Source organism: Variovorax sp. IB41, from assembly GCF_016405905.1.
GTDB lineage: Bacteria > Pseudomonadota > Gammaproteobacteria > Burkholderiales > Burkholderiaceae_C > Variovorax.
The window spans coordinates 158322-176264 of record NZ_JAEFCB010000001.1 but is presented as its reverse complement, the minus strand read 5'-3'; the positions used below and the strand labels follow the sequence as shown (position 1 = coordinate 176264).

Here is a 17943-nt window from a genome sequence, read left to right as displayed (position 1 = left end):
TTCTTTCAGGCTGCGGCGTGCGCCAGCAGCCGATGCGCCAGGCGCCGGTGAGGCTCGTCGATCATGCGGCCGTCCAGCATGGCCACGCCGCTGCGGGTGCCCGCCAGCGCGGTGAGCACCCGGCGCGCCCAGGCCAGTTCCTCGTCGTCCGGCCGCAGCCCCGCATGGATCGCCGGCACCTGGCCGGGGTGGATCGCCGCCTTGGCGGTGAAGCCCATCGTGCGCGCCTCGCGGCATTCGGCCTCCAGCGCCGCGTGGTCGCGCACGTCTGTGAACACCGCGTCGATCGCGGTGGCGCCGGTGGCGGCCGCGGCCAACAGCGTGAGGTCGCGCGCGAGCCGGAACACCGGGCGGTAGCTGCCATCGGCTTCGCGGTTGCGGCGCACGCCCAGGTCGGCCGACAGATCCTCGCCGCCCCACATCAGGCCGGCGAGCCGCGGCACCGGCGCGCGGAAATCCGACAGCGCCAGCACCGATGCCGCCGTTTCGGTGGCCACCAGCACCATGCGCAGGCGGCCGGGCGTACCGGCCCGGCCGCGCTCCAGCGCCGCCAGCCGTTCGGCGGTGCGCAGAGCGTCCTGCGGGCCGCAGGCCTTGGGCACGACGATGCCTTCGATGCCGGTGGCGGGGAGGGCGGCAAAGTCGGCCGCAGCGGCCTCGCTGTCGAGCGCGTTGATGCGCACCCAGCGCTGCGGGCCATGGCCTTGCGCGGGTGTCTCGCCCGCGCCTGCAATGGCCTCGCAGGTCAGGCGCCGCGCTTCGCCCTTGCGCGGCGCGGCCACGGCGTCTTCCCAGTCGAAGATCAGCGCATCGGCCTCGCCGGCCAGGCCGCGCGCGATCTTGCGCGGGTCGTCGCCGGGAACGAACAGCCAGCTGCGCAGCGTCGTTGCCGTCATGCCGCGCCGGCCGCATCAGCCACGCCAGCCACGCCAGCCACGCCAGCCGCATGGCGCGGCCGCCGGTGCATGAAGGCCGAGCGCAGGCAGATCGCCACCTCCACGCCGTCCTGGTTGGACGCCACGTGCCGGAACTCGACGATGCCCGCCTCGGGCCGCGACCGGCTCTCGCGCAGGCTGACCACCTCGGTGCGCACGCGCAGCGTGTCGCCCTGGAACACGGGCTTGGGGAACGACACGTCGCGCATGCCCAGGTTGGCGATGGTGGTGCCCAGCGTGGTGTCGTTCACGCTGATGCCGATCATCAGGCCCAGCGTGAACAGGCTGTTCACCAGCGGCCGGCCGAACTCGGTGCGCGCCGCGTGGTGCGCGTCGATGTGAAGCGGCTGCGGGTTCATCGTCATCATCGAGAAGGTCATGTTGTCTCCCTCGGTGACGGTGCGCGTCCACGCATGCTCGAACACCATGCCCGCGCGGAATTCCTCGAAATACAGACCTGCCATTGCCTTGTCTCCTTGTTGTTCGTGCCGCGGCCCGATCAGGCCGGCGCGGCGATCTCCACCAGCAGCTGCCCGCTGGCGACGGTCTGGCCGACCTTGCAGGCGACGGCCATCACCTGGCCGTCGATCGCGGCGGCGTAGCTGTAGAGCAGCTTCATCGAATCCATCACCGCCACCAGGTCGCCGGCCTTGACCTGCTGGCCGGGTGCGACGTGCACCTCGGTCACCATGCCGGGCATGTTGGCGCGCACCGCGCCCTGCGCCTGGGCGGCGGCGCCTGTCGGGCGTGCCATCCAGTCAAGGCGCGATGACAGCGCCAGCTCGAAGCGCTGGCCGCCGTGGGAGACGATGACGACGTGCGCTTCGGCGCCGGCATCGATGCCGAAGCGCCTGGTCTGGCCATCGCGCGTGACATCGACGGCGCGGCCGTTCTCGGCCTCCTGCAGCTGCAGCTGCAGCGACAGGGCAGTCGCCTCGCCGGCACCGCAGCGCAGGCGCCACGCCGTGCCCTCGCGCGAGAGCGAAGCCTCCACCGGCTCGTCGCCCAGTCCCTCGACCACCCAGGTGCTGGCCGCGCCGGGCGCGCGTCCCACCACGCGGAAGCCGCCTGCGGCGCCCCACGGATCGCCGCTCGCCTGGCTACCGCGCAGGGCCGGCGCAAGCCGGCTGAACAGCGCAGCCGCCGTCGCTTCATGCACGAGTGCGGGGGCCGGGCGCCAGCCGCCGGGAAAAGCCTCCGCGAGGTAGTGCGTGGTCAGCGCGTGCTGCTGGAAGAGGGCATGCGTGACCACGTCGCGCAAGAAGGCCTGGTTGGTGCCGACGCCGTCCACGTGGAAACCGTCGAGCCCTTCGACCAATCGCCGCGTGGCGGTCGCGCGCGTGCCGCCGAAGCCGATCACCTTGGCGATCATCGAGTCGTAGTGCGGCGTGATCTCGCTGCCGCGCTGCACGCCGCTGTCGATGCGCAGGCCTTCGCGCACCGGCGCCTCGTAACCGGTGATGGTGCCAATCTGCGGGCGGTAGCCGTGGGCGGGGTCTTCGCAGTTCACGCGCGCCTCGATCGCATGGCCGCGCACGGCGATGTCGTGCTGCGCGAGCGGCAGCACTTCGCCGGCCGCGACGCGGATCTGCAGCTCCACCAGGTCCAGCCCGGTGACCAGTTCGGTCACGGGGTGCTCGACCTGCAGCCGCGTGTTCATCTCCAGGAAGTAGGGCTCGGGCGTGCCGTCCTCCAGCACGAACTCGACCGTGCCGGCAGAGTCGTAGCCGATCGCGCGGCCCAGCCGCAGCGCGTGCGCATGCAGCCTGTCGCGGGTCTCAGGCGCGAGCCATGCGGCCGGCGCTTCCTCGATGACTTTCTGGTAGTTGCGCTGGATCGAGCATTCGCGCTCGAACAGGTGCAGCAGGTTGCCGTGCCGGTCGCCGATGAGCTGCACCTCCAGGTGGCGCGGGCGCGCGATGAGCTTCTCGAGCAGCACGCGGTCGTCGCCGAAGGCGCGCAGCGCCTCGCTCTTCGCCTCGTCGAGCAGCGCCAGGAACTGCGCGCCGTTCTCCACGCGCCGCATGCCGCGCCCGCCGCCGCCCGCGCTGGCCTTGATGAGGAGAGGCCAGCCGATGGCCTCGGCGCGCGCGAGCAGGTGCGCCGGCGTCTGGTCTTCGCCGTGGTATCCGGGCACGGTCGGCACGTCGGCGCGCTGCGCGAGCAACTTCGATTCGATCTTGGAGCCCATCTGGCGGATCACCTCGGGCCGCGGACCGATCCATTCGATGCCGTGGGCGGCACACAGCTCGGCCAGCACCGTCTTCTCGGACAGGAAGCCGTAGCCCGGATGCACCGCCTGCGCGCCGGCCCGGAGCGCCGCATCGACGATGGCCTGCGCATTGAGGTAGCTGGCGGCGGCTTCGGCCGGGCCGATCGGCACCGCGATGTCGCACTCGCTCACGTGGCGCGCATGGCGGTCGGCTTCGGAATACACCGCGACCGAGGCGATGCCCATGCGTCGGCAGGTGCGCGCGATGCGGCAGGCGATCTCGCCGCGGTTGGCGATCAGGATGGCGTCGAACATTGGCTTTTTTTTCTCTTGATGGGCGGACGGGCTACATCCGGAAGACCGGCGACGGCCCTTCGACCGGTGGCTCGATCGCGACGATCGCCAGGCACAGCGCGATGACCTCGCGCGTCTGCCCGGGCTCGATGATCCCGTCGTCCCAGAGGCGCGAGGTGGCGTAGTAGGGGTCGCTCTGTTCGGTGAACTGGGCGCGCGTCTGGCGGTCGATCTGCGCGATGTCTTCCTCGCTCGCATGGCCCTTGCTGCTGCTGCGCCGCAGCTCGGTGAGCACGGTGCTGGCCACGTCGGGGCTCATGGTCGCGATGCGCGAATTGGGCCACGCGAACAGGAAGCGCGGCGCAAAGCCGCGCCCGCACATGCCGTAGTTGCCCGCGCCGTAGGAGCCGCCGATGATCACCGTGAGTCGCGGCACGCGCGCCGTGGCCATCGCATAGACCAGCTTGGCGCTGTGGCGCGCGATGCCGCCGCGCTCGGCCTCGGTGCCCACCATGAAGCCGGTGATGTTCTGCAGGAACAGCATCGGCACGTTGCGCTGGTTGCACAGCTCGATGAAGTGCGCGCCCTTGATCGCCGATTCGGAAAACAGCACGCCGTTGTTCGCCAGGATGCCCACCGGATGCCCGCCCCAGTGCGCGAAGCCGCACACCAGCGTGCTGCCGAAGTCGGGCTTGAACTCCTGGAACTGCGAGCCGTCGACCAGCCGCGCGATGAGTTCGCGCACGTCGTAAGGCAGCTTCGGGTCGGCCGGCAGCACGCCCGCGAGTTCGGCGGTGTCGTGCAGCGGCGCACGCGGCGGCTGCAGCGCGCCGTGGCGGCGCGGGCTGCGGTTGAGCGTGCGCACGATCTCGCGCACCCGCTGCAGGGCCTGCGCCTCGTTGTCGGCCAGGTAGTCGGCCACGCCCGAGACCTTCACGTGCATCTCGGCGCCGCCGAGCGTCTCGCCGTCCACGATCTCGTTGATGGCCGCCTTCACGATCTGCGGGCCGCCCAGGTGGATGCGGGCCTGGCCGCGCACCATCACGACTTCGTCGGAAAGCGCAGGGATGTAGGCGCCGCCGGCCGTGCAGCCGCCGAACACCGCCGAGATCTGCGCCAGGCCGCTGGCCGACATGCGGCACTGGCGGTAGAACGTGTTGCCGAAGTGGTCCTTGTCGGGAAACACGCGGTCCTGCTCGGGCAGGTAGGCACCGCCGCAGTCGACCAGGTAGATCACGGGCAGCCGGTTTTCCTCGGCGATTTCCTGCGCGCGCACATGCTTCTTCACCGTCTCGTGGAAGAAGGAGCCGCCCTTCACGGTGGCATCGTTGGCGATGATCATGCAGGGCGTGCCCGAGACCACGCCGATGCCCGTGACGATGCCGGCCGAGTGCACCTCGTTGCCGTACTGGCCCCAGGCCGCGAGCGGGGAGAGTTCGAGAAAGGCGGTCAGCGGGTCGACCAGCAGGTCGATGCGGTCGCGCACCAGGATCTTGTCGCGCGCGTGGTGGCGCGCCGCCATGGCCGCGCCGCCGCCGGCGAGCACCGTGCGGTGGCGCTCGCGCAACTCGCCCACCAGTGCCGCCTGGTGCGCGGCGTTGGTCTCGAAGGCGGCGCTGCCCGCGTGCAGCCGGGTTCGCAACGTGCTCATCGCGGCTCAGGCCAGTTCGTAGTGGAAGTCGGTGATGCGGCCTTGCGGCGCATCGATGAACTTCACCCTGGCGCGCGCGCCCGGCGCGAGCTTGGCGGCCGCCGCCGGCACGTCGGACAGGTCCAGGCCGTGCACGAAGTTGACCATGGCGGTGTCCACGCCGTCCAGGCGCACGTAGGCGATGGCGTAGGGCGGTGGCGGCAGGTTCTCGAACGCGGCGGTGACGATGGTTGCCGCCTCGATGGTGCCTTCGTGGCCGGCCTCGGCCACGCCGTCGCAGGGCTCGAAGCTGCGCTCGCAGTAGGCGCGCGGCGGCAGGTAGGTCAGGCCCGACTTGCTGCACACCGAGGCCATGATGCGGCGCTCGCGCAGCGCGTCGAAGAAACGCGCCGACACCTCGCCGAGCGGGTAGCGGTAGCGCACATGCCATTCGCCCTCGAGGACGTGGCTGGCGGGCGTGGAGGAGGGGGTGCTGCTGGGGGCTTTGCTCATGATGGGATTCCTGGTGGGCGATGGCGAGACAGGGAGGGGTTCAGGCGGCGTTGCCGGTGCGCGGCTCGTCGCTGATCAGCGTGGTCGTGAAGAACTGGGTGGAGCCGCCGGCGGCGGTCGCCAGCGCGTTGTGCACGTTCGCCACCTGCATGTCGCCGGCGGTGCCCATGACCTGGCGGGCCGCTTCGATGACGCGCACCAGCCCCGTCACGCCGATCGGGTTGGTGCACAGCGTGCCGCCCGAGGGGTTGACCGCCAGCTGGCCGCCCATGTCGAAGGCGCCTTCGTCGGAGAGGTTCTGCGCCGTGCCGCGCGCGCAAAAGCCCAACGACTCGAGCTGCGGAAACTGGAAGGTGCTGAACGGGTCGTAGAGCTCGGCCACGTCGATCTGCGCCATCGGGTCGGTGATGCCGGCCTGGGCATAGCACTCCCGGGCGGCCAGCACCATTTCTCCCTGGTCGGCGAAGTCGGTGTCGGCCTTGGGCGTCATGCGGTCGCCCATGTAGACGGTGTTGGCGATGCCGCCGATGCCCGTGATGAAGGCCGGCCGCGCACGCCGCTCGCGCGCCGCGCTTTCGGTGGTGAGCACGACCGCGCCGGCGCCGGCCGAGCGCGGGCAGATGTCAAAGAGCTTGTAGGGCCACGACACGCGCGGCGAATTGAGCACGTCGTCCACCGTGACGTGGCCCTTGAGGTGCGCGTTGGGGTTGCGCATGGCGTTGCCGCGGCCGCGCACCACCACGCGTGCGAACTGCTCCTCGGTGGTGCCGTAGCGGTGCATGTAGCGCTGCGCCGCGAGCGCGGTCATGGTGACCGTGTTGAGCGCGAAGTCCTGCTCGTAGAACTGGTCCCAGATCAGGTTCAGCACATGCTGGGCGTCGGGCGTCTCGGTGATGCGGTCCGCGCCCACCACCAGCACGGTGCGGTAGTAGCCGCTGGCCACGTGCGACCAGCCGGCCTGCAGCGCGGAGCCGCCGGTGGCGCCCCCGGTGTGGATGCGCAGGAACGGCTTGCCGCGGGCCCAGGTGTAGTCGACCGCCCATTTCTCCACGTCCGCCACGCCCATGAACTGGGTCGGCGCCATCGAGAACACCACCGCATCGACCTCGTCGGGCCCGATGCCCGCGTCCTTGAGCGCGAGCACGACCGCGTCCTGTGCGAGCTCGGGGTAGGTCTTGTCGTCGTGGCGCGAGCGGAACGGTGTCTGGCCGGTGCCGACGATGGCGACCGCTTCCTGCCGCTGTGTGGTTGTCCGTGCGCCGTTCATGCCGCGGCCCTTTCCATGATGACGACCGCGTGGCCCTGTTGTGCGAAACCGTGCGTGCCGTGGGCGGCAACGCGCCTTGCGTCCTTCACCTGCACCGCGCCGGCCCGGCCGCTCACCTGCAGCACCGCCTCGACGGCGTTGATGAGGCCGGTGCAGAAATAGGGGTTCTGCGCCCATGCGCCGCCCGAGGGACTGAGCGCGACCTGGGGCGGTGCCGACAGGGCCTTGTCGAAGGCGGCGTCGTACCAGCCGTCCTGCGCTTCGAGTTCGACCGCGTCGAGTTCGGCGAGGCTGTCCAGGCCCGCCCGTGCGAGCGCATCGGCAAAGGCCTTCTTGTAGACCGCCAGGCTGCCCAGCCGCTCGCCGTCGAGGCGGTAGCTGTCCACGCCCCAGGCCGCGCCGCCGATGCGCGCAATGGGGCGCGCCTGTGGATGCGCGGCCAGCCATTGCTCGGACACCAGCACCAGCGCCGCGGCGCCGTCGGTCACGGGCGCGCGCTGGCGGCCCGACAGCGGGTAGGCGACATAGCCCGAGGGCTGGCCGGCATCGGTGTGGCGCCCGCGGCTGGAGGCGCGGCGCGGGTTGCTTTCGGCGGCGGTCATGCGGCGCTGCACACGCGCATCGACCTCGGCTTCGGTGGTGCCGGTGCCGCGCGCCACGGCCTGGGCGAACAGCCCGTCGGTCACGGCGCGGTTCAGGCCCATGGGGCGCAGCGTGAAGGGCTCGGCGCGCATGCGCGTGACTTCTTCCACCGAGCCGATCGAGGTCTGGTTCCAGCTCACGACCAGGCCGCAGTCGAAGCGCCCGGTGGCCACGCGCAAGGCGCCCATGCACAGCGCCATCAGCCCCGAGTCGGTCACGCGCATCTCGTCGCGAAGGTAGGCGCCGGCAGGCGCGGCCATGAGCATGCTGGTGATGCCGCGGCCGTCGAGTTCGTCGCAGCCGCCGAGCGTGACGTGATCGATATCGGCGCGGGTGATGCCGGCATCGTCGAGCGCCGCGCGCGCGGTGTCGTGCACGATCTCTTCAAGCCGCTTGTCGTCGATCGATGCGGAGCCGGGGTGCATCGCGACCCCAAGTACATAGACGTTCATTCAGTCCTCGGTGGATGTGGTGAAGGCGACGGGCGGCACGGGGCCTCCCGCATGAGGGGGCGGCATGGCCAGCGCATCGCTCGCGCGGCTGCGCTTGATCTGGTAGGTGCCGGTGCTGCGCGAACAGATGTCGCCGGCGGCATCGCGGAAGTCGCTGTCGCAGAAGGCGATGGTGCGGCCCAGGCGAAGCACGCGGGCAGTGGCGATCGCCTTGTCGTCGCACAGCAGCAGCTTCGGGTATTCGATGTTCAGGTGCAGCGTGGCCATGCGAAGCACGTTGGCCTCCAGCAGCGAGCCGATCGCCACGCCCTGGATCACGTCGTGCATGTAGGCCACGATCGCGCCGTTGATGGCGCGCGTGCCGCCGCCGCCGCGGTGATGGTCGCGCACGTCCAGTTCGAGGGTGGCCGCGCCGTCAGAAGCGCTCAGCACGCGCAAGCCGGCCCATTGCATGAACGCCTTGCTGTTCCATTCGTCGATGCTCCACGTCATGCGTTACCTCGTGTCTCTGAGGCTGCATCATGCGTCAGAAAATCCGTGCGGTCAAGAAACTAACCGATGGGTTAGTTTGATGGACAATTGGTGAGTTCGACGGGCAACAGCTCTTTTTTCCTCCACTCACTTTTGGGAATGCCATGACAACCAAGCCATCTTCATCTCACCCCGATTCCAGCGAAGACAAGCGCGTTGGCCAAGCCTTGACCATCGGCTGGATCGACCGCGGCATCGCGTTGATGACGCTCACGCGGCCCAAGGAAATGAACACGCTGACGCTGGAGTTTCTTGATGAGTTCTCCGCCGCGCTCGACTGGTGCGAGGCCCGCAAGACGCGCGCGCTGATCGTCACGGGGCAGGAGCGGGCCTTCTGCTGCGGGGCGCACCTGAAGTACTTCGCGGGCGCACAGGCACACATCGTCGAGCCGTTCCAGTCGCGCGACACCTACTTCGCGCGCATCGCCACCTTGTTCGATCGGCTCGAGGAACTGCGCTTCCCGACCATCGCCGCGATCAACGGCTATGCGCTGGGCGGCGGCTTCGAGCTGGCGCTCTCGTGCGACTTCCGCGTGATCGACGAGCGCACCAAGGTCGGCTTGCCCGAGACGAAGCTGGGCGCCATCGCCGGTGCGGGCGGCGTGCAGAAACTCATTCGGCACGTCGGGCGCAGCACGGCGCTCGACTGGATTCTTCGTGCCACGCATGTCGAGGCCACCCGTGCCGCGCAGCACGGCCTCTTTTCGGAAGTGGTGCCCGGCGACCGGCTGATGGGTGCGGCACTGGGCATTGCGCACGAGCTGCGCGCGCTCGCCCCGACCGCGCTCACGCAGTCGAAGCGGACGATCTACACCAGCGAGGACGCGGACCTGCGCTCGGCGCGTCGCTTCGGCGTGGACGCACTGTCGATGCTGGTCGGCGGTGACGAGTGGAAAGAGGGGATGGCGGCATTCGTCGAAAAGCGCCAGCCGCGTTTTGGCGAATGGTAAGAAGGCCGCACTTCAACGACCGCTCGCTCAATCGGCCGAATAAACAGGAAAGTCCGTGTACCCCGCCTCGCCGCGAGGGGTGTAGAAGGTCGATGGGTCCGCCTCGGCCAGCGGCCAACCGTGCTTCAGCCGCTCCGCCAGGTCGGGGTTGGCGATGTAGGGTCTGCCGAAGGCGATGAGGTCGACCAGACCGGTGTCCAGCGCAGCCTGAGCGCTCTCAGGATTCGCGAAGCCGCCGCACCAGACGATCGCGCCGGGAAAAGCGGCGCGGACCTTGGCCAGCAACGCATGGTCGATGTGGCGTTCCTCGAACTCGCTGGTGTCCATGTTTCCCTCGGGCATGAGCTGATAGACCAGGTGCATGTAGGCCACGCCGCGGCGACCCAGTTGCCCGGCGACATGCAGCAGGGTTTCCTCGACGCGCGGGTCCGCCGGCATGGCGTTGAACTTGCCGAAGGGTGAGAGGCGAACGCCGACGCGCCCGGGGCCCAACTGACGCACCGCCTCGTCGACGACTTCCATCAGGAATCGCGTGCGGTCTTCGGCGTTGCTGCCGCCGTAGCGGTCGTCGCGGGTGTTGAGCGCGGAGTTCATGAACTGGTCGATCAGATAGCCGTTGGCCGCGTGGATCTCCACGCCATCGAAGCCGGCCCGACGCGCATGGGCGAAGGCTTCCGAAAATGTGCCGACCAGGGCCGAGACTTCTTCTGTCTCCAGCCGCCTCGGTGCACCCGCACGAACGAAGCCCAGCTTGCCATGCGCATCCTGGACAAACACGTCGGCGTCCTCGGCCCTTTGCGCGGTCACGCCCCAGGGCGCTTCGCCGTTGGGCATGAGCGATGGATGCGCCATCCTCCCGACGTGAAAGAGCTGCAGGAAGATCTTGCCTCCCACGCGATGAACTTCGTCGGTCGCCAGGCGCCACCCTTTTTGCTGGGCTTCGGTGTAGATGCCGGGCATCAGCGCGTAGCCCTTGCTGGACGGCGCAACATTGGTGACTTCGGTCAGGATCAGGCCGGCGCCGGCCCGCTGTCCGTAGTATTTGGCCATGAGCGCATTGGGGACGTCGCCCTCGGACGTGCGCGTGCGGGTCATCGGAGCCATGACAATGCGGTTCTTGAGCGCAACGGTGCCGCCCAACTGGTGGGATTCAAACAGGTCTGCCACAGGTCTTCCTTCGATTGATTTCAGATGGATCGAAGGTTATTTCTCGCGCGGCATTCCATCTACACACGCATTGGTCAGCGGTTTCGCATGAAGATCATCAAACGGCTTCCGGGCTTGCCGGTGGAGCGCGCGCTGGGCATCCTGTCCGGCCGGTGGAAAGCGGTCATCCTGCATGTCCTCGGGGACGGCCCGCAACGCACCTGCGAGCTGGAAAAGCGCATTGCCGGCATACCGCAGAAGGTGTTGATCGAACAGCTGCGAGCGCTCGAGGAACATGGACTGGTGAGCCGCCGGCCCATGGTCGCGGAAGCCCAGGGCATCGAATACCTGCTGACCCCTTTGGGTGAGAGCCTGCGGCCCATCCTGGAATCGCTGATCGATTGGGGCGCGTATCACGCCAGGGAAGTCGACGAGGTCCATCGGCTTCTGCCATGCGAGGCCGTCGTGCAGGCGCGTGCCAGGTGACGCATGTGGAGGGCATGAGGCGGCGCCGATTTAATCGCCCGCGAGTCTTTTGAAAATCAATCAGCAGGTGAATTTCCGTCGCACGCCACCGGCCTTGCGTGTCATCAGCCGAGCCGGATGTCGTCCAGGTCGATCGACACCATGAGTTCATCGAAGTTGGGAAAGCCCTTGTCGTCCCGCACGTAGGCGCGCCGCCGCGTCGGAAACGGCAGGCCCGAAAACTCCCGGATCTCGGTGACGTACTGGGCCGCTGCGAATCCACCTGCGACGTCGACGTGATAGTCGTGCCGGCGCAGGAGAAAGTCGTCGCCGAAATAGAAGTCCTGCTCCGGGCTGTGCGTCTCGATCCCCTCGGGGAAGCGCACCCGCAGCCCGCGCCATTTTTCGTGGCCTTCGATCCACGGCGCGATCTCCGTCACCTGCATGCCGGGCATCGCCATGAAGAACGGTGTCGTGAGGTAAATCCAGAGGGCATAGCCGTTGAAGTAGGCCCGGTGCAGCGGGTCCCATTGCGTCTGGAGTTGGTGGCCATCGAAGGAGGTTCTCGGGTCGAGGCGCTCGCGGACGACGGCGCCCGCGCTGTCCTCGATCGCGACGCGCCCGGGCTTGAAGGCGGTGTGCCAGTCCGGGTTGCCGAACGGACGCACGGAGGCTGTCTGCGCGTGAAGAGCGATCGTCATCTCGCGCGGACTGGGGTCCTGCACCAGGCCCTTGATGCCCCACAGCGCGCCACCGGTGACGATGGTCGCCTTCAGTTCCTTGAATTGGTGCCAGCGATCCAGTCCGCCGTGCGCCTGGATCGCCTTCTCGAGCAATTGATTCATGTCGTTCTCCTGAGGTTGAGATGGTTGTGGCGAAAGGCCCTGCGCAGCTACGAGGCCGCCGGATTGAAAGGGGAGGCGTCGACGAAATCCCATTCGAGCGCCGCCGGCAGCGGGCGCAGGAGCCATTCCCTGATGTGGAAATCCCAGAAGCGGCGCGTCCCGCCAGTGCGGCCTTCGTGGTCGTCCAGGTCCCATCGCAACAGCGCGGTTCCGCTGAGATGGAGCAGGCGCTGCCCCTGGAAATCGGGAATGACGAGTCCGCATTCCGGATGGAGGCTCAGGTTGCCCAGCGTGTTGAAAAGGCTGTTGCCGTGGTAATCGGGAATCCGCAACGTCGAGGCATCGAGCAGACCGACGAAGCCGGGATGGCCGCCGCGATGCGAGACGTCCGAATCGCCGCCGGGGCGCATGCTGCCGACGAAGAACGTGTCCGCGCCGGCGATCAACGCGGCGAGGTCCGGGGTGAGATGCGCGCCGCGCACCGCCTCGGTACCGCTGCCGGTCGCCGCTGCGACGTCCCGCAATTGCCGGCGCTGGATGTACTTCGGGCAGTTGGGGTACGCCTCCTGGATCTCCACGTCGAGGCCGTCTTCGGAGACCGCGGAAACCACGCCGTTGACCCGATAGCGGCGACGGGTCTCCAGCTCGATGAACAGCATGCCCAGGTGCGACCCCGCGGTGACGTGCGCGCCGACCGGGTCGCCGGTGCCGCGCAATCCGCCTTCCATGCGGATGGTCCGCTCGCTCGAAGCCGAAAGAAAACCCGGCGCGCCGAAGACGACCGAGGCCCACACGTGGCCGTGCGAATCCTCGTTCGAGATGACGACCATCCGCTGCTTCCGGATGAAGGCGAGCGCGCCCGGAATGGCCGCGTCCGAGACGAGCCGCGCGTTGCGCGACGCGACCGCCGCTTCACCGGCGCGTGCCTGAACGGACAGCTCTCCGTCGTGGAACTCGAAAGGTCGTGTCATGGCGTGCTCCTGTCTTTTCGGTCGGGCGGCGATGGCGGGCGCGTGCGTTTCGTTAGAACGTGAAGACGGTGTAGCCGTCCTCGACGAGCTGGCCGAGGCTGGGCAGGCCCGAGGTGCCGGGCACGCTGTTGTCGGTGATCAGGTCGAAGCCGCTCTTGACCGCGTCCTCGCGGGCGCCGAACACATCCGCGCAACCGCACGAGACGCCAGCGACGGTGTCTTCCACGGCCTTGAAGAGCGCATGGATGGGGTGGTCCGGCTTGCTGACCACGCTGGGCCAGCGCGTGCCGGTACCCTGGAAGTAGATCGATGTCTCGACCTTGCGTTGCTTGAAGTCGTACGCGGCGGCCAGGCCGTTGAAGGCGCGTCCGAGGGCTTCTTCGCCACCCGAGACAGGGTCGGAGAGGATGATGATTGCGGCTTTCATGAGGGTTCCTTGGGTGAGTGGATCAGGGGTTCCAGGAGCGTTGCTTCTCCTTGGGTTCCGATGCTAGGGAGACGCTGCCGCGAGAGAAATGCCCTGGCCGAGAATTAGCTCTTTCGGGATTTGGAACAGTGGGTGGGAGAGGCCGGCATTGCCGTTTCCGCATTGGTCAATTGCCGGCTGGAGGATTGAAGGCGCGGCAGCGCCGTTGCACAGTGGGCCTCCCATCTACAAGGAGCCTTTCATGGAAACCCGCCCACCGCTTCCTCCCTTCACCCACGAATCCGCCGTGCAGAAAGTTCGTCTCGCGGAAGACGGGTGGAACACGCGCGATGCGTCGCGCGTCGCGCTCGCTTACACCGAAGACACCGTCTGGCGCAACCGGACGGACTTCCCCGCAGGGCGCGCAGCCGCGCAAGCGTTCCTGGAACGCAAGTGGGCCAAGGAGCTGGACTACCGCCTCATCAAGGAGCTCTGGGCGTTCACCGGCAACCGCATCGCCGTGCGCTATGCCTACGAGTGGCACGACGCCTCGGGCCAGTGGTTCAGGAGCTACGGCAACGAGAACTGGGAGTTCGAGGCGAGCGGGCTCATGAAGCGCCGTTTCGCGTGCATCAACGACCTGGCGATTTCCGAGGAGCATCGCCTGTTCCATTGGCCCCTGGGCCGCCGGCCGGACGATCACCCCGGGCTGAGCGATCTCGGACTCTGACGCGCCCCGGGGCCCTTCGATGACGGGCGGTGCAGGCGAGGCTGCATGGGCTTGGAGCCCTGAGCGCTACCGCAGCCTGGGGTCGCTGCGCAGCGCATCGACCGCCATGTCGATGAAGGCGCGGACCTTGTGCGTGGCGTGGCGGCCCTCGCGGTGCACCACGTGGATGGGCACCGCGGGCCGCTCGAACGCCTCCAGGACCAGTTCGAGCGTGCCGTCCTCGACCGCCTGCGCAATCTGGTAGAGGGGCAGGCGCGTGATGCCCAGCCCCGCCGCGGCCGACTCGGCGGCGGCCTCGTTCGTCGTGGCCGTGAGCCGCGGCTGCAGCCGCACCAGCACGGGCTTGTCGCCATCGCGAAAGCGCCATTCGGGCGTCGGCGTGATGCCGGTGGCGGCGATCATGACGTGCGCTGTCAGCTCTTCGGGCCGTTCGGGGATGCCTCGGCGCCGAAGATAGTCCGGCGAAGCGCAGAGCACCTGGCGCACCTGGCCGACCTTCACGGCCTGCAGGGAAGAGTCGGGCAGCTCGCCGATGCGAACGGCAACGTCCACACCCTCGTCCACGAGATTGACCATGCGGTCCATGAACCAGCAGTTGATGTCCACCTTGGGAAACTGCTCCAGGTAGGCGCGCACGATCGGCGAGACATACATGCGCCCGAAATTCACGGACGACGTCACGGTGAGCTGGCCCTGCGGCGCGGCATGCGTTCCGGCGGCGGCGCTCTCTGCCTCCTCGATGTCCGCAAGGATGCGGCGGCAACTGTCCGCGTAGCTCGTGCCGGCTTCGGTGACCCGCACGAAGCGCGTGGTCCGCGTGAGAAGGCGCACGCCCAGCCGCTCCTCGAGCTCGACAACGGCGCGGGTGATGACCGACGGCGACACATTGAGCTTGCGCGCCGCCGAGGCGAATCCGCCGGTCTCCACGACCGTCAGGAACGCCGCCATGGCCTGGATTCGATCCATCTCAGTTCCCTTGCGCGGTGGATTTGTTGACGTTTCGAGAAGGGTGACTTGTCGCCCGCAGGGATTCTAGAGGCGGGGGATCGGCGGGACCATCGGTGCTCCAGGACACCTCTCTTCCCGTTCCTCCATCCGACCTCTCCAAGGATTCTCAAATGAAGCTGTACTACCACCCCCTCTCCGGCCACTCGCATCGCGCACGGCTCTTTCTCGGACTCATCGGCGTCGAGCACGAGTTGGTCGAAATCGATCTGTCCAAGGGCGCGCACAAGAAGCCCGAATTCCTCGCGCTGAACGCCTTCGGCCAGGTCCCGGTGCTCGATGACGAAGGGACCATCGTGACCGACTCGAACGCCATCCTGGTCTACGTCGCGAAGAAGCTGAAGTTGACCGACTGGCTGCCCGAGTCGCCCGCGGCCGCCGCCGCGGTGCAGAAATGGCTGAGCGTCGCCGCGGGGCAGATCGCCTACGGCCCCGCCGCGGCCCGCCTCATCACCGTGTTCGGCGCGTCGTTCAGGCCCGAGGAGGTCATCACGCGCGCCCATGGCGTGCTGGCCGTGGTCGAGGCGCAGCTTTCCGGCCGCAGCTTCATCACAGCCGCCTTGCCCACGATTGCGGACGTCGCGCTCTACAGCTACATCGCGCGCGCCCCCGAAGGCAATGTCGACCTGCACGCGTACCCGAACGTGCGCGGCTGGCTTGCGCGCATCGAGGCGCTTCCCGGCTTCGTCGAATTTCGCAAGACCCCCGTCGGCCTCACCGCCTGATTCTTCGGAGCAGCCCGCGCGCCAGCACCATGACCGATCAAGACAACACGAACCAGAAGTCGCCGTGGCACGCCGGAGAGCTCGCCATCCAGGCGAGCATCGGGGTGGTCCAGCACATGGACCGGCCCGGCCGGCTGTATGTGCGCAACTTCCTGCTCGAGCAGCACCGCAGCTTCTATCCGCTGCTGCATTTCGTCGCGCTGGGCACCGTCGATCCGCAGGGCGATGCGTGGGCGACCCTCCGGGCGGGCGAGCCGGGCTTTCTGCAATCGCCCGACCCCGCGACGTTGCGCGTGAGTGCGCGGCGAGACCAAGCCGATCCGGCCGAGCTCGGCATGGAAGCCGGCGATGCGATCGGCCTGCTGGGCGTGGACCTCATGACGCGCCGCCGCAACCGGATGAACGGGAACCTGCGGCGCGATGGTGACGACGACGCGTCCTTCGACATCGACGTCACCCAGAGCTTCGGCAACTGCCCGCGGTACATCCAGAACCGCAGCTTCAGCTTCGCGCGCGATCCGGCAGAAGCCGCGCAGCCTGCGGCGGTCCATCTCGATGCCCTCGACGACCGCGCCCGCCAGTTGATCGAGCGCGCCGACACCTTCTATGTCGCGTCGTATGTGGACCGGGACGACGGCACGCGGCAGGTCGACGTTTCCCATCGCGGCGGCAAGCCCGGGTTCGTGCGGGTCGGAAGCGACGGCGTGCTCACCATTCCCGACTTCTCGGGCAACCTGTTCTTCATGACGCTGGGCAACATCCACGTCAATCCGAAGACCGGCCTGCTGTTCGTCGATTCGGAAACGGGCGACATGCTGCAGATGACGGGCGATGCCGCGGTCATCCTGGATTCGCCCGAGATCGCCGCGTTCGAAGGCGCCGAGCGCCTGTGGACGTTCACCGCGCGCCGCGTGGTGCATCGGCCCGAGGGCCTGCCCTTGCGCTGGCGGATGGAAGCGGACGGCTGGTCGCCGAACCTGCTCATGACCGGGAACTGGGCCGATGCCGACCAGCGCCTGGCCGCCAAAGCGCTCGCCCAGCAATGGCGCCCGTTCCGCGTGACCCGCATGGTGGAGGAGAGCGCCTCCGTCCGCTCGCTCTATCTGTCGCCGGCGGACGGCATGGCGATGATCCCGCCGCTGCCCGGGCAGCACCTGCCGATCCGCATGACGCTGCCCGACGGCGGCGAGGCGCTGAGCCGGACCTACACCTTGTCGATGGCGCCGTCGGACGGCCAGTACCGCATCAGCGTCAAGAAAGACGGCAAGGCCTCGCGGCACCTTCACACGCTGGGCGAAGACGCGCTGCTCGAGGTGCGTGCGCCCGCGGGCGCCTTCACGGTGGACGCCGCGCAAAGACGGCCTGCCGTGCTGCTCGCCGCGGGCATCGGCATCACGCCTTTGCTGGCGATGCTGCGCCATCTGGTGCACGAAGGAAAACGCACGCGAACGCTGCGACCCACCTGGCTGTTCCATTCGGCCCGCACGATGGAGGACCGGCCGTTTGACGCCGAGATCGCGGCGCTTGTGGAAGCCGGCAACGGCGGTGTGCGGCTCGTTCGCACGCTCAGCCAGCCCGGTGCCGCGGTGATCGGGCGCGACTACGACAAGGAAGGCCGCATCGACATGGCGCTCCTGAAGGCGACGCTGCCGTTCGGCGACCACGACTTCTACCTCTGTGGTCCATCGGGTTTCATGCAGGCCACGTACGACGGCCTGCGCGAACTCAACGTGAGAGACGAGCGCATCCATGCCGAGACCTTCGGGCCGTCGTCGCTGCGCCGCTCCGGGGAAACGGATGGGGCCGCGGCGCCGCAGCTGCCACCGGCAGCGACCGAATCGGTTCGCCTCGTCTTCACGGAATCGGGAAAGGAGGGGCGATGGAACCCCGGAGACGGCAGCTTGCTCGAGGTGGCGGAAGCGCGTGGCCTGTCTCCCATGTTCGGCTGCCGTGGTGGCAGTTGCGGCACATGCATGACGCGCGTGCTGGAGGGTTCGGTCACCTATGCGAGCACACCTTCGTTTCCGCTCGAAGAAGGCGAGGCGTTGATTTGCTGCGCGATGCCGTCGAAGGCGTCGGGCGCGGCGCTGCATCTGGCGATGTAGCAGATGGTCCTGCACTGCGAGTCTCCGGGGAGGCTGTTTCACTTTTCACAACGGCGCAGTCCACGGAACTGACTATCGAGCCACGTCTCTTTTGCCTATCGTTCCCCAACCGTGTCCAT

General features: G+C 68.3%; 18 protein-coding genes. 5 read left to right on the top strand and 13 right to left on the bottom strand.

What is annotated here, in order from left to right; translation table 11 throughout:
• Window positions 1–5: 5 nt before the first annotated feature.
• From JC881_RS00815 to JC881_RS00780, 8 genes are read right to left on the bottom strand one after another with little or no spacing between them, the layout of a single operon-like run.
• Window positions 6–896, bottom strand: coding sequence for an HpcH/HpaI aldolase/citrate lyase family protein (locus JC881_RS00815; RefSeq protein ID WP_198783823.1), 891 nt, complete (start codon window positions 894–896; stop codon window positions 6–8).
• The gene (locus JC881_RS00810; RefSeq protein ID WP_198783822.1) at window positions 893–1399 is read right to left on the bottom strand and encodes a MaoC family dehydratase; all 507 of its coding nucleotides are present in this window, start codon (window positions 1397–1399) and stop codon (window positions 893–895) included. The genes JC881_RS00815 and JC881_RS00810 overlap by 4 nt, the downstream gene beginning before the upstream one ends.
• A gap of 35 nt (window positions 1400–1434) precedes the next feature.
• Window positions 1435–3462 carry an acetyl/propionyl/methylcrotonyl-CoA carboxylase subunit alpha gene (locus JC881_RS00805; protein WP_198783821.1) on the bottom strand — a complete coding sequence of 676 codons (2028 nt, stop codon included), beginning with the start codon at window positions 3460–3462 and terminating at the stop codon, window positions 1435–1437.
• Between the two features lie 31 nt (window positions 3463–3493).
• Window positions 3494–5092, bottom strand: a complete 1599-nt coding sequence (locus JC881_RS00800) for an acyl-CoA carboxylase subunit beta (protein ID WP_198783820.1) — start codon at window positions 5090–5092, stop codon at window positions 3494–3496.
• A gap of 6 nt (window positions 5093–5098) precedes the next feature.
• The gene (locus JC881_RS00795) at window positions 5099–5584 is read right to left on the bottom strand and encodes a Zn-ribbon domain-containing OB-fold protein (protein ID WP_198783819.1); all 486 of its coding nucleotides are present in this window, start codon (window positions 5582–5584) and stop codon (window positions 5099–5101) included.
• A 40-nt stretch (window positions 5585–5624) separates the two neighbouring features.
• Entirely contained in the window at window positions 5625–6851 is a 1227-nt protein-coding gene (locus JC881_RS00790) for a thiolase family protein (protein WP_198783818.1), read from the bottom strand.
• Window positions 6848–7945 carry a thiolase C-terminal domain-containing protein gene (locus JC881_RS00785; protein WP_198783817.1) on the bottom strand — a complete coding sequence of 366 codons (1098 nt, stop codon included), beginning with the start codon at window positions 7943–7945 and terminating at the stop codon, window positions 6848–6850. The genes JC881_RS00790 and JC881_RS00785 overlap by 4 nt, the downstream gene beginning before the upstream one ends.
• Window positions 7946–8437: a PaaI family thioesterase gene (locus tag JC881_RS00780; protein ID WP_198783816.1), complete on the bottom strand. Its 492-nt coding sequence runs from the start codon at window positions 8435–8437 to the stop codon at window positions 7946–7948.
• A 143-nt stretch (window positions 8438–8580) separates the two neighbouring features.
• Here JC881_RS00780 and JC881_RS00775 point away from each other — a divergent pair, with 143 nt between their 5' ends.
• Window positions 8581–9426, top strand: coding sequence for an enoyl-CoA hydratase/isomerase family protein (locus JC881_RS00775; protein WP_198783815.1), 846 nt, complete (start codon window positions 8581–8583; stop codon window positions 9424–9426).
• Window positions 9427–9453: 27 nt separating this feature from the next.
• Here the strand turns inward: JC881_RS00775 and JC881_RS00770 are convergent, their stop codons facing one another.
• Window positions 9454–10593: an alkene reductase gene (locus JC881_RS00770; protein WP_198783814.1), complete on the bottom strand. Its 1140-nt coding sequence runs from the start codon at window positions 10591–10593 to the stop codon at window positions 9454–9456.
• A gap of 87 nt (window positions 10594–10680) precedes the next feature.
• Here JC881_RS00770 and JC881_RS00765 point away from each other — a divergent pair, with 87 nt between their 5' ends.
• A complete protein-coding gene (locus JC881_RS00765) occupies window positions 10681–11058 on the top strand; it encodes a winged helix-turn-helix transcriptional regulator (RefSeq protein WP_198783813.1) in 378 nt (125 codons plus the stop codon).
• A gap of 104 nt (window positions 11059–11162) precedes the next feature.
• Here the strand turns inward: JC881_RS00765 and JC881_RS00760 are convergent, their stop codons facing one another.
• From JC881_RS00760 to JC881_RS00750, 3 genes are read right to left on the bottom strand one after another with little or no spacing between them, the layout of a single operon-like run.
• Window positions 11163–11882, bottom strand: coding sequence for a hypothetical protein (locus JC881_RS00760; protein ID WP_198783812.1), 720 nt, complete (start codon window positions 11880–11882; stop codon window positions 11163–11165).
• Window positions 11883–11929: 47 nt separating this feature from the next.
• Window positions 11930–12853: a pyridoxamine 5'-phosphate oxidase family protein gene (locus JC881_RS00755; protein WP_198783811.1), complete on the bottom strand. Its 924-nt coding sequence runs from the start codon at window positions 12851–12853 to the stop codon at window positions 11930–11932.
• A gap of 52 nt (window positions 12854–12905) precedes the next feature.
• Window positions 12906–13280 (bottom strand): DsrE family protein, encoded by a 375-nt coding sequence (locus JC881_RS00750; RefSeq protein ID WP_198783810.1) that lies wholly within the window; start codon window positions 13278–13280, stop codon window positions 12906–12908.
• Window positions 13281–13521: 241 nt separating this feature from the next.
• Between JC881_RS00750 and JC881_RS00745 the strand changes: the two genes are divergently transcribed.
• Window positions 13522–13989 carry a nuclear transport factor 2 family protein gene (locus JC881_RS00745; protein WP_198783809.1) on the top strand — a complete coding sequence of 156 codons (468 nt, stop codon included), beginning with the start codon at window positions 13522–13524 and terminating at the stop codon, window positions 13987–13989.
• Window positions 13990–14055: 66 nt separating this feature from the next.
• Here JC881_RS00745 and JC881_RS00740 read toward each other — a convergent pair whose 3' ends face one another.
• Entirely contained in the window at window positions 14056–14955 is a 900-nt protein-coding gene (locus JC881_RS00740) for a LysR family transcriptional regulator (protein ID WP_198783808.1), read from the bottom strand.
• Window positions 14956–15107: 152 nt separating this feature from the next.
• Here JC881_RS00740 and JC881_RS00735 point away from each other — a divergent pair, with 152 nt between their 5' ends.
• Both JC881_RS00735 and JC881_RS00730 read left to right on the top strand, forming a co-directional pair.
• Window positions 15108–15719: a glutathione S-transferase family protein gene (locus tag JC881_RS00735; RefSeq protein ID WP_198783807.1), complete on the top strand. Its 612-nt coding sequence runs from the start codon at window positions 15108–15110 to the stop codon at window positions 15717–15719.
• Between the two features lie 29 nt (window positions 15720–15748).
• The gene (locus JC881_RS00730) at window positions 15749–17824 is read left to right on the top strand and encodes a 2Fe-2S iron-sulfur cluster-binding protein (RefSeq protein ID WP_198783806.1); all 2076 of its coding nucleotides are present in this window, start codon (window positions 15749–15751) and stop codon (window positions 17822–17824) included.
• The last annotated feature ends 119 nt before the right edge of the window (window positions 17825–17943 follow it).